The following is a 12,199-nucleotide window of genomic DNA, read 5'->3' as shown; positions in this document are numbered from 1 at the left end:
TTTTTCTTTTTTATTTCCAGTTGAATGTGAACATTCCATAAACATAGATAAAGGCAATCATAATCGGAAGTACAAACCGGAAGAGCGGTTTCATCCAGCTCTGTACCTTTAAGCCCTTACCTGTATTGGCCTCTCTGATAAAGTTATCCCATCCCCATCCGAATTTATTACAGCAGAAAAGTGCAAGGATGAGAGAGCCAAGGGGTAAAATATTGTTGGAAACAATGAAATCCCAGAAATCAAGCCAGGTAGTTCCTTCGGCAAATGGTTGGAAGTGGAATACGCTGAAACCAAGGGCTGTGGTAAGTGCCAGAAGAAAGACACCTGTGCCGCAGACCACGCTGCCTTTTGGACGGGACCAGCCGGTAAGCTCACGGATCATTGCCAGGATATTCTCGCACACACCCAGGACAGTTGACATAGCTGCAAATACCATGAACAGGAAGAATAAGGAACCCCAGATGCGACCTCCGGACATGTTGTTAAAAACTGCTGCCATTGTATCAAACAGAAGGCTTGGACCTGCATTTACTTCCAGATCAAAGGTGAAGCATGCAGGGAAAATAATAACTCCTGCCAGAAAAGCAACCAGTGTGTCCAGTGTGATCACATGGATAGCTTCCCCCATCAGAGAATGTTCTTTACCAATATAGCTGCCAAAGATAGCCATGCCACCCATACCTGTAGACAAAGTAAAGAATGCCTGGTTCATTGCTCCTACGATCACCGAACCATCAATCTTTGAGAAATCCGGTTTCAGATAAAAGGTCATTCCCTCACCAGCGCCTTTCAGAAAAAAACTGTGCACAGCGAGAGCAAGCATCAGCACCAGCAGTGCAGACATCATATATTTTGTCACACGCTCCAGTCCTCCCTGAAGATTGAAGGAAAGGATGAAAAATGCAATGACTACAGTGACCAGTAAGAAGAATACATTCACAGAGGGGGAGGAGATCATGGCTGAAAATCCCAGTGAACCATTTTTACCTCTGAGAAACTGTACAAAATAATAAATGATCCAGCCGCAGACAACAGTGTAAAATGCCATCAGGGCAATGTTGCCAAGCAGACAGAACCAGCCGAAAATCCCCCATTTCTGTCCTGGCTTTTCCAGCTTACGGTACATGAAAAGGGGACTTGTCTGAGCCGCTCTTCCAATGGAAAATTCCAACACAAGAGCCGGGATTCCCAGGATGACCAGACACAGAAGATAGATCAGCATAAAGCTGCCGCCGCCATTTTGCCCGCACATCCACGGGAATTTCCACACATTTCCGCAGCCAATGGCACAGCCGGCGGAAAGCATAATGAAGCCAAGCCGGCTTCCAAGCTGTTCACGTTTCATAAGATAACGCTCCCTTCAGAAGTTCATATAAGAGATATTATAAGATAAAAAACAATATTTGTAAAATTGATTGTTTTGTTGTATATTATTGAAAATATCGTTTATATAAGGAAAATAACGCTTCTGTGTTTCGATGGGAAACATTGAAAAAAATATGGGAAAGGAACGAGAAATGGATACAAATGTGTTAAAAACTTTTATTGCAGTATGTGAATATTCCGGATTTTCGGCTGCTGCAAAAGAACTGGGATATACACAGTCTACAGTTTCTTCACAGATTAAACAACTGGAAAAGGAACTTGGTGTCAGGCTGTTTGACCGTTATTATCATAAAATCAATCTTACAGAAAAGGGAGTTTTAGTTTTGCAGCAGGCTCGAAACATTCTGAAGTCACAGGCGAAAATGCTTGATTCGCTGAATTCGGCTGAAAGCATTGAAGGCGAGATCCGGTTGTCTATGTCCAGTTCTGTCTGCAGCAGATATTTTAAAAATGATTTTCTGCGTTTTCATCATCAGTATCCGGAAATAAAAGTGGAGATAACAGAAAACGGTACAGAGCAGATGTTTGATAAATTGCGGAAGAACGAAACAGATCTGGTTTTTACTCTGGACAGGCATATTTATGATTCGGATTTTATTATTTGCGCGGAACAGGAAGAACAGGTTCATTTTATTGCAGCGGCTGACAATTCTGTTACAGACTGCTCATGGAAATTAAGTGAAATCTCTCAGAATGAGTTTGTGTTAACAGAACAAGCCATGAGTTACAGAAAAATACTGAATGAAATCCTTGCATCCCAATCACTGGAAATCCGTCCGGTTCTTGAAATCGGAAATCCGCTCCAGATATGTGAACTGGTAAAAAACAGCAGCCTGCTTTCCTTCCTTCCGGATTTCATTTCGGAGAAATATGTGAAAGACGGACAGATTAAAAGACTGGATGTTGCCGGCTGCCCGGTAACTGTATGGACACAGCTGCTGCTTCATAAAAATAAATGGCGGTCTCCGGCAATTAATGTGTTTATAGAATTTTATAAAGAAGTCATGCAGAGATAGAAAGAAATATAAAATATTAGCCGGACAAAATAAAATTGAAGTTTACAAATTAGAAATATCAAAGTTAAATCTAAAATAATTATAAACTGCACAAAAAACACTTGCATTTTTTGTCTAAAAGTATATTATATATGATTAGTCAGGCTAATCAAAGAACAATGTCAGACCTGAAAGAGGACAGAGGCCGGAAGGGAGTGAAGTTATGTGGTGCCCGGAAGAGGAGAAGAATGAGAAAGAGAAACGAGAAGAGAAGAGCATGCCTGCGCTTTTTATGGAGATCAACCGCCAATATGGTATGAGATGTATGCAGCGTATACGGGAAATTGGTATCCAGCAGGGACAGATGCCGATCATTATGATCGTATACAGAAATAACGGCTGCAGCCAGAAGAAAATCGCAGAATGTATGGGTGTAACGCCGCCCACTGTAAATGTAAGTATCCAGCGTCTGGAGAAAGCAGACATTGTCTGCAGGAGACGTGATGATAAAGACCAGCGCATCATGCGTGTATATCTGACAGAAAACGGAAAAAAAATCGTGGAGGAGCTCCAACAGGAAAGTAAAGCTGTGGAGAAAGTGATGTTCAGCAACTTCAGCGAAGCGGAGCTATGTCTTTTACGAAGGTTTTTTGGGCAGATTCTGGATAATATTTCGGAGATACCTGTCAACAGGTAGAAACTGAAAAATACATGATGGAGCAGATTGAGAAAACTGTATCAGCATGTTCAGATAAAAATATTGTCTGTGAAAGAACTGACCTATGAGTTTGACACAGACATACATTAAAAATAGGAAAAGAGGGAATCAAGCAATGATTAAACTGATGAAATATCTGAAGAAATCAGCGGGATACATTGTCCTGATCATAGCGCTTCTGTTTCTGCAGGCGTACTGTGATCTTTCCCTGCCGGATTATACCTCCAAGATCATTAATGTAGGTATCCAGCAGAAAGGTATTGAAGACAGTGTGCCGGATAAGCTTCGGGATTCAACATTGCAGAATCTTCAGATTTTTATGGATGAGGATCAGAAAAAGGAAGTTTCACAGAATTATATACAGAAAGATGATACCTGGGTATTAAATGATGATATTTCCAAAGAAACCAGAGAGAATTTAAATGAGGATTTCTCCAAGGCAATGATGATGGTATCTGCCTTTTCCGAAGACAGTGAGCAGGGGCAGGCAATGGTTGCACAGATGGGTCTTCCAGAGGGAACAGATCCACTGACAGCACTGGCGCAGATGCCGGAAGAAGCAGTACAGCAGATTATGGGTCAGGTGGATGAGAAGCTGAAAGATATGCCGGAGTCTATTGTGACACAGGCTGGTGTTTCTTTTGTTGCTTCAGAATATGAAGCACTGGGAACAGATGTGGATGCCATCCAGATGCGTTACATCCTGATGTCAGGTATCAGAATGCTTGTTATGGCATTGGTAATCATGCTGGCAGCCATCAGTGTTACATTTATTTCAGCCAGAGTGGCAGGCAGACTTGGTCATGACCTGAGAAACAGCATTTACCGCAAGGTTATGAGTTTCTCCAGCAGAGAATATCACAAATTCTCCACAGCATCCCTGATCACCCGAAGCACCAATGATGTGCAGCAAGTACAGCAGGTTATGGCAATGATGTTCCGTATTGTTCTGTACGCACCAATCCTTGGTATTGGTGGCGTGATCAAGGTATTGAATACAGATTCTTCTATGACATGGATCCTTGGGGTGGCAGTTGCACTGATCCTGGTTGTGATCTTTGTGCTGTTCCAGGTGGCAATGCCCAAATTCACTATCCTGCAGACCCTGATCGACAGACTGAATCTGGTATCCCGTGAGATCCTTACAGGTATTCCTGTTATCCGTGCATTCAGCCGTGAGAAACATGAGGAAGAGCGCTTCGAGAAGGCAAACCTGGATCTGACAAAAACAAACCTGTTTGTCAACAGATGTATGACTTTTATGATGCCCCTTATGATGCTGATCATGAACGGAGTATCTGTACTCATTATTTACAGTGGTGCCCATGCCGTAGACAACGGAACCATGCAGGTTGGTAATGTTATGGCATTCATCCAGTATGCAATGCAGATTATTATGTCATTCCTTATGATCACTGCAATGTCCATTATGCTTCCAAGGGCAAATGTGGCAGCGCTTCGTATTGATGAGGTTCTGAAAACAGAGGTTTCCATTCAGGATCCGGAAACTCCGGTACATCCGTCAGAAAGTGTGAAAGGTGAGATCGAATTTGACCATGTATCCTTTGCTTACCCGGAAGCAGGCGAGAATGTACTGACAGACATTTCCTTTAAGGCAAAGAAAGGACAGACGATCGCAGTAATTGGAAGTACAGGAAGTGGTAAGAGTACCCTGATTAACCTGATCCCAAGATACTATGATGTGACAAAGGGTTCTGTTAAAGTGGATGGTGTGGATGTCCGTGACATGACTCAGAAAGAGCTTCGTGATAAGCTGGGATATGTGCCGCAGAAGGGTGTACTTTTCTCAGGTACCATTGATTCCAATATCCGTTATGGTAAGCCGGAGATCACTGATGCACAGGTGAAAGAAGCAGCAGAGGTTGCACAGGCTACAGAATTTATTGATACCAAACCGGAAAAATATGAATCCCCTGTATCGCAGGGAGGTACCAATGTTTCAGGCGGACAGAAACAGCGTCTGTCCATTGCCAGAGCCATTGCAAAGGATCCGGAGATCTTTATCTTTGATGACAGCTTCTCTGCCCTTGACTTTAAGACTGACAGTCAGTTAAGAAAGGCATTGAAGGAATATACCAAAGATGCAACTACTGTGATCGTTGCCCAGAGGATCAGTACCATCCTTGGTGCAGATCAGATCATTGTACTGGACGACGGACATATGGCAGGCATTGGAACTCATAAGGAACTGATGGCAAATTGTGAGGTATATCAGCAGATTGCAAGATCTCAGTTATCAGAGGAGGAATTGGCATGAGCGAACAGAGAAGAAGAGGTCCTATGGGAGGACATGGACGTATGATGTCCGGCGAAAAGGCGAAAGACTTCAAAGGCTCCATGGCTAAGCTTTTCCGCTACATGGGACGATATAAATTCCGCTTTATACTGATGTTTATCTTTGCAGTAGCGGGAACTGTGTTTAGTATTGTAGGGCCTAAGATTTTAGGTAAGGCGACAACAGAGCTGTTTAACGGCCTGGTTGCCAAGGTAAACGGAACCGGTGAAATCGACTTTGGAAAGATCGGGATGATCCTGTTATGGACACTTGGATTGTATGTGTTAAGTGCATGCTTTTCCTTTGTACAGGGATTTGTAATGTCAGGAATCTCCAATGATGTCACCTATAATCTGAGAAAAGATATTTCAAAGAAAATCAACAGACTGCCTCTGAATTATTATGAGAGCAGAACAAACGGTGAGATCCTCTCCCGTATCACCAATGATGTGGACACTTTGCAGATGAGTCTGAACCAGAGTCTGACACAGCTGATCACATCAGTGACAACCCTGATTGGTGTATTTATTATGATGCTTTCCATTAATGTGTGGATGACTCTGGCAGCACTTCTGATCCTGCCGGTTTCCATGTTCATCATCCAGACTGTCATGAAGCATTCCCAGAAATATTTCCAGGATCAGCAGAGCTATCTGGGTAAAGTAAACGGTCAGATCGAAGAAAACTTCGGTGGTCATAATGTGGTCAGAGTTTTCAACAAAGAGAATGATGTAGTAGAGGAATTTGAAAAAGACAATCAGAAGCTTTATGAATCTGCATGGAAATCTCAGTTCTTCTCAGGAATGATGATGCCGATCATGCAGTTTGTAGGTAACCTTGGATACGTAATGGTAGCTCTTCTGGGCGGTGTGTTTGTAATCAAAAAAAGTATTGAGGTCGGTGATATCCAGTCCTTCTTCCAGTACATCCGTAACTTTACACAGCCAATCCAGCAGATCGCACAGGTCACTAACCTGTTACAGTCCTCTGCTGCAGCTTCCGAGCGTGTATTTGAATTCCTGGAGGAGCCGGAAGAGAGCCAGAATGAGAAGAATCCTGTAGATATTAATACACTTACCGGAGATGTACAGTTTGAACATGTAAAATTCGGCTACAATCCGGATAAGATCATTATCAATGACTTCTCTGCAGATGTGAAGGATGGCCAGAAGATTGCCATTGTAGGTCCAACAGGTGCAGGAAAGACAACGATGGTGAAATTGCTTATGAGATTCTATGATCTCAATGGCGGAAGTATTAAGGTAGACGGTTATGACATCAAAGACTTTAACAGAAGCAGTCTGAGAGAGATGTTTGGAATGGTACTTCAGGATACCTGGCTGTTCTCGGGAACCATTATGGAAAATATCCGTTACGGACGTCTGGATGCTACAGATGAAGAGGTGATCGCAGCAGCAAAGGCAGCCCATGTGCACAACTTTATCATGCAGCAGCCGGGCGGCTATGATATGGTTCTGGATGAAGAAACCAGCAATATTTCCCAGGGACAGAAACAGCTTCTCACTATTGCCAGGGCAATTCTTGCCAATAATAAGATCCTGATCCTGGATGAGGCAACCTCATCTGTAGATACCAGAACCGAAGTGCGTATCCAGAAAGCCATGGACAATCTGATGAAGGGCAGAACAAGCTTTGTGATCGCGCACAGACTTTCTACCATCAAGGATGCAGATCTGATCCTGGTTATGAAAGACGGTGACATTATCGAGCAGGGAAATCATGAAGAGCTTCTGGCTAAGAAAGGCTTCTATGCAGACCTGTATAACAGCCAGTTTGAGAATAAGGCAACTGCCTGAAATATAAAGTTACAATCCCTCAGGGGTATTTGTGAAAGAGAATATATCTGGTGGATATAGGATCTCACAGATACCGGCTGAGGGATTTTGGCATTCTCATGCCAAAACACCTCGCGGGATAGTGGTGTGTGAACAGTAACATTTTAGTCTTTTCTGTCAGAGGGTAATATGTTATAATTAAAAACTAACTTACGAAAAATGATAAATTTTATCATAGAAACAGAAGAAAATGATAACAATAATAAGGAGTATTGTAGCTGTGAAGTTACTGAACAGTTGCAAATATCAGAGGATATCAACAATATGACAGATAAGAAAAACGGCAGAGAATATCTGGGCTATGTGCTGGAAAAATTAAAAGAACGTATCACAGAGATCAGCCTCTCTCTGGTGGAAGGCCAGAAAGAGATTGAGGGAATGCATGAGTATTACTGGGAAAATTATACAGAGATGGACCAGTATGGCTATGAGAATTATGATAATCAGCAGGCATTGTTCCGCCAGATTTCCGCAAATGAAGAGCAGCTGATTCTGAAACAGAGATTTCGCAGAATGGCAGATTCTCCATTCTTCGGAAGAGTGGATTTCATTTACGAAGGAGAGGACGAACCGGAGACCTTTTATATTGGAATTGGAAATTTTGCAGAGAAAGCAGGGCATATTCCATTAGTATACGACTGGCGTGCTCCGGTAAGCGGTCTGTTTTATGACTATGACAAAGGACCGGCTTCTTATGAGGCTCCCATGGGTGAAATCCATGGTGAGGTTGCTTCCAAATGGCAGTACAAGATCCGCAACGGAAAAATGATCTATGAATTTGAGAGCGATGTGAAGATCGATGATGAGATTCTGAAAGCGGAACTGGGAAGTAACGGTGAAGTACAGCTTAAGAACATTATTCGTACTATCCAGAAGGAGCAGAATGCTATTATCCGCAATACAAAAGACAGGATCATGGTAATCCAGGGTGCAGCAGGAAGCGGGAAAACTTCCGTTGCACTTCACAGGATTGCCTATCTTCTCTATCATGACAGACAGAATCTGAAGTCTTCCAATATTCTGATCCTGTCGCCAAATGGAGTGTTTTCCGATTATATCTCCCATATCCTTCCTGAACTGGGAGAAGAGAATATTAAGGAAATGAGTTTTGATCTTTTTGCCTATAAGCAGCTTAGGGATACAGTTTCTGACTGCGAAGACCGCTATGATGAAATTGAACGCAGAATCCGTTTTCCACAGAAGGCTTCTTTGGCAGAGGAGAAACAGTCCATGGAATTTATAAATCTTATGGAACGCTATCTGGTGGAACTGGAAGACCGGCTGATGAATTTCAGGGATGTGGAATACAATGGATTTGTAAAGACAGAGTCTGAGATTATTGAACTGTTTTATTTTAAATTTCAGGATTTTCCGCTTCTTTCAAGAATGGATGCAGTTGCAGATTATTTTATTGACGAGGTGGAAACTCTGCGGAAGCGTGATCTGGCAGATGATGAGAAAGACCTGATCCGTGAGAAATTCATGAAACTGTATGTGACCGGAGATCTTTATGTGATCTACAGTCAGTTCCTGAAAGAGAACGGATACAAAGGACTTCCGCGTGTTTCTTATGAGAAAAGAAAGCTGAAATATGAGGATGTTTATCCTGTTCTTTATCTGAAATATCGTTTGCAGAGCCAGCAGGGAAGAAGCAATATCAAGCATCTGGTGGTAGATGAGATGCAGGATTACTCAAGGCTTCAGTATGAAATCCTGCAGAGGATTTTCTCCTGCAAAATGACGATCCTGGGTGACCGGGCACAGACTATGGATGACAAACAGCAGGATGTGCTGAAATTCTTGCCGAAGATTTTCGGGAGAGATATCCACAAGATCATTATGAATAAGAGTTACCGTAACACCATAGAGATTGCGTCTTATGCAAATCAGCTTGCGGGTATTGAAGATATGGAACTCTTTGAACGTCATGGTGCTTTGGTGGAGGAGAAAATATTTGCAGATATGAGCCATGCTGCGGAAGAGATTGCAGAAACTCTGAAACTCGGCGAAGAAGAATATGAAACAGCAGCGGTTGTCTTGCGTACAGAGAAAGAAGCAGAACATATGTGGCTTATTCTGAAGGAAATTCTGGGAGAAAAAGGATTTGATGTAAAAGAACGCCTGTCTTATCTGGACAGAAACAGCACAAGCTTTAAGAAAGGTCTTACAGTTACGACATTCTATCTGGCAAAAGGTCTGGAATTTGATCAGGTATTTGCAGTATTTCCGCAGAAAGACCAGACACCGCTTGTGCGTCAGGCGAGATATATCGCTGCAACAAGAGCCCTTCATGAACTGCATATGTATGAAGTGGAAAAATAAAAAAGTAATCGTTACTGTTCACTCCGTTCACAGTAACGTAGCCAAAATTCATTCCAGATTGCCTGCGGCAATGGAATTTTGGCTTGTATGTCTCGGGATTTTGGCATATTCATGCCAAAACACCTCGCGGGATAGTGGTGTGTGAACAGTAACAAGTAATCTCTCAGTTACAGAGAAAAAAAGATAAATGGTATGATGAAGCAGAAAAATGGCGTTATAACAGACTATGTAAATCGCAGAAGGCTGAGAAATCGACATTGACATCTATGTAATGAAACTGTAAAATATATAATGTCAGTGGCAAAATACCTTTTGTCCCTGACACCATATTTTATAAAGTACGGAACAGTTATAATAATGTCAGAGAGAGGTTTCCTCTCCTGACCTGATATCAAATATTACCTGAAGACTATATACCTATTCTAAGGAGGATATTATGAAAAATAAAAGAGTACTAATGTTATTGGCCTTAACAGCTGTATTATCTGTTTCCATGACTGCATGTAGCTTTGGAGGCGGCAGTGACGAGGATTCAAGTGTGGTACAGGTAACTCCCACACCGGAGCCAACCAAAGCAGCGAAAGCAACTCCTACCCCTGCACCGGCCAATGCCCAGAATACTACCTATACATCTAAGAACAAAGCAGTATCCATTAAACTTCCGGATGCGACATGGGCGAATAAATCAGATTCTGACGATATGTTAAGCTTCGAGTCACCGAAACAGGGCAAACTCCTGATCCTGCATGGTTCCGGTGAGGAGGATATGTCTGTGGCGATCATTCCAAGTTCACAGGATACAGCCTCTGCACTTGTAAAGGCAGATAATCTTGTAGAAGGTACAGATTTTGAGATCCAGGATTATAAATCAGAGGAAGTCAGCGGTGTAAATGTTTACAGCTATACAGTTCATTACCTCACTGACAAGAGTGACTATAAATATGTTGTAAATAAATATTTCACAGATAATACAACAGAATTTTACAGTGTTGCAGGTTCTGTAAAGGATGAGAAAGCACTGGCAGGAATCAAGACTTCTGTTGATTCATTCACTATTTCCGGTGATTCTGTACTGAAAGCAGCAGCAACAGGAAAAACTTCAGGAACTACAGCAGGTACAACTGCGGACGGCACTTCAGGAACTACAGGAACAGCGGCTGCAGGTACAGACACAACAGCATCCGGCAGTTCATCAGATGGAAGTTCTTCAGCAGGCACAGACGGTTCTTACAATGGTACTTCATCGGACGGTTCATCAGATTACAGTTCATCAGACTATACTTCTGATGGCAGCAGTGACGGATCTTATGATTATGACGATGGTTCCTCCAATGGATATTATGCAGACGGAACACCTGTGGGAACAGATGATCCGGACTATGATACAGATCAGACAAGAACTATTTACAGAAACTCCGATGGATATCCGCTTGTAATTTATCCGAACGGTGACGGTACATGGTGTGATGATGACGGAAATACCTATGATTTTGCTAATGGTGAGGACGTTTATGATGAGAACGGCGTTGACTATTACTATCATGGAGAACCGGCGTATGTCCGCTATATGCCTAAGAATCAGTAACAGAAAAGTTGAAAAGGACGGCTGCTGTAAAAAAACAGTCGTCCTTTTTTGCGCTGACAGAGAACAACCTGTTATTTACATAAGAACGGATATTGTGATAGAATAGCAGAGAAAATATGTGTTGCTGTGAACAGTAAAACAGGTAGATAATGAGGGCTGATGAATGGAATCATATGGAAGATTTGCCGGTGTTTATGATGTTTTCATGGATAATGTAAACTATCGTGAATGGGCAGACTATATTATAGAAACACTGGCTCAGGACGGGATCAGGGATGGTCTGGTTCTGGAGCTGGGATGTGGAACAGGTACTGTGACAGAGATGCTTGCAGATGCCGGATATGATATGATCGGTATCGATAATTCTGAGGAGATGCTTGCAGAGGCTATGGAGAAGCGGGCAAAATCAGGACATGATATTCTGTATCTTTTGCAGGATATGCAGGATTTTGAGTTATATGGTACGGTTCGTGCTGTGATCAGTGTCTGTGACAGTATGAATTATCTGACGGATGAGGAAGATCTGGAGTATCTTTTTGCACTGGTAAATAATTATCTGGATCCGGGCGGACTGTTCATTTTTGATATGAATACGATCCATAAATACCGGGATGTGATCGGCGATACGACTATTGCTGAGGACAGAGAGGACGGAAGCTTTATCTGGGAGAACAGTTATGACAGGGAAAATGCCCTGAATGTATATGAACTGGCACTTTTTCTTCCAAGAGAAGACGGATTGTATGAGAAGTGTGAGGAGGAACATGTACAGAAAGCGTATTCCATAGAAGCAATCAAAGCTATGATTGTGAAGGCAGGAATGGAACTGGTGGCAGTCTGTGATGCATATACTCATAATCCGGGTGATGAGAACTGTGAACGTCTGACTTTTGTTGCAAGAGAGCATGGAAAAAGTGCACAGAACGGATATCATGGAAAAATCCCGGAGAAACCTGAGACACATCGCGCGGATAGTGGTGTGTGAACAGTAACTATTTTTGGACGTTAACGTCTGTTTACAAAATAATATGAAAGAAATAA

At 42.4% G+C, this 12,199-nt stretch carries 8 protein-coding genes; 7 read left to right on the top strand and 1 reads right to left on the bottom strand.

The genetic code is table 11. The features are described from left to right. Positions 1–10: 10 nt before the first annotated feature. Positions 11–1,345 carry a sodium-dependent transporter gene (locus WKT11_RS01415; protein ID WP_118247141.1) on the bottom strand — a complete coding sequence of 445 codons (1,335 nt, stop codon included), beginning with the start codon at positions 1,343–1,345 and terminating at the stop codon, positions 11–13. Between the two features lie 133 nt (positions 1,346–1,478). Between WKT11_RS01415 and WKT11_RS01410 the strand changes: the two genes are divergently transcribed. The 7 genes from WKT11_RS01410 (at position 1,479) to WKT11_RS01380 (ending at position 12,143) form a co-directional block, all read left to right on the top strand. Beyond that, positions 1,479–2,402, top strand: coding sequence for a LysR family transcriptional regulator (locus WKT11_RS01410; protein ID WP_019162554.1), 924 nt, complete (start codon positions 1,479–1,481; stop codon positions 2,400–2,402). A 202-nt stretch (positions 2,403–2,604) separates the two neighbouring features. Continuing rightward, positions 2,605–3,078, top strand: coding sequence for a MarR family winged helix-turn-helix transcriptional regulator (locus WKT11_RS01405; protein ID WP_019162553.1), 474 nt, complete (start codon positions 2,605–2,607; stop codon positions 3,076–3,078). Positions 3,079–3,214: 136 nt separating this feature from the next. Next, complete coding sequence (locus tag WKT11_RS01400) at positions 3,215–5,377, top strand: ABC transporter ATP-binding protein (RefSeq protein ID WP_340281914.1); 2,163 nt, start codon at positions 3,215–3,217, stop codon at positions 5,375–5,377. After that, positions 5,374–7,212, top strand: a complete 1,839-nt coding sequence (locus tag WKT11_RS01395) for an ABC transporter ATP-binding protein (protein WP_119251429.1) — start codon at positions 5,374–5,376, stop codon at positions 7,210–7,212. The genes WKT11_RS01400 and WKT11_RS01395 overlap by 4 nt, the downstream gene beginning before the upstream one ends. A gap of 303 nt (positions 7,213–7,515) precedes the next feature. Further along, entirely contained in the window at positions 7,516–9,573 is a 2,058-nt protein-coding gene (locus WKT11_RS01390) for a HelD family protein (RefSeq protein WP_340282224.1), read from the top strand. A 436-nt stretch (positions 9,574–10,009) separates the two neighbouring features. Next, positions 10,010–11,158: a hypothetical protein gene (locus WKT11_RS01385; protein WP_118613822.1), complete on the top strand. Its 1,149-nt coding sequence runs from the start codon at positions 10,010–10,012 to the stop codon at positions 11,156–11,158. A gap of 163 nt (positions 11,159–11,321) precedes the next feature. Further along, positions 11,322–12,143: a class I SAM-dependent DNA methyltransferase gene (locus WKT11_RS01380; RefSeq protein WP_118609755.1), complete on the top strand. Its 822-nt coding sequence runs from the start codon at positions 11,322–11,324 to the stop codon at positions 12,141–12,143. Positions 12,144–12,199: the final 56 nt, after the last annotated feature.

It is taken from the genome of Blautia sp. HCN-1074 (assembly GCF_037890165.1).
Taxonomy (GTDB): domain Bacteria; phylum Bacillota; class Clostridia; order Lachnospirales; family Lachnospiraceae; genus Blautia_A.
Note: the sequence above shows the minus strand (reverse complement) of the source record. Positions and strands in the feature narration are given on the sequence as shown.

What these genes read in the sequence shown, in the direction of transcription:
- WKT11_RS01415 (WP_118247141.1), bottom strand. Translation starts at nt 1,345, where the DNA reads ATGAAACGTGAACAGCTTGGAAGCCGGCTTGGCTTCATTATGCTTTCC.
- WKT11_RS01410 (WP_019162554.1), top strand. Translation starts at nt 1,479, where the DNA reads ATGGGAAACATTGAAAAAAATATGGGAAAGGAACGAGAAATGGATACA.
- WKT11_RS01405 (WP_019162553.1), top strand. Translation starts at nt 2,605, where the DNA reads ATGTGGTGCCCGGAAGAGGAGAAGAATGAGAAAGAGAAACGAGAAGAG.
- WKT11_RS01400 (WP_340281914.1), top strand. Translation starts at nt 3,215, where the DNA reads ATGATTAAACTGATGAAATATCTGAAGAAATCAGCGGGATACATTGTC.
- WKT11_RS01395 (WP_119251429.1), top strand. Translation starts at nt 5,374, where the DNA reads ATGAGCGAACAGAGAAGAAGAGGTCCTATGGGAGGACATGGACGTATG.
- WKT11_RS01390 (WP_340282224.1), top strand. Translation starts at nt 7,516, where the DNA reads ATGACAGATAAGAAAAACGGCAGAGAATATCTGGGCTATGTGCTGGAA.
- WKT11_RS01385 (WP_118613822.1), top strand. Translation starts at nt 10,010, where the DNA reads ATGAAAAATAAAAGAGTACTAATGTTATTGGCCTTAACAGCTGTATTA.
- WKT11_RS01380 (WP_118609755.1), top strand. Translation starts at nt 11,322, where the DNA reads ATGGAATCATATGGAAGATTTGCCGGTGTTTATGATGTTTTCATGGAT.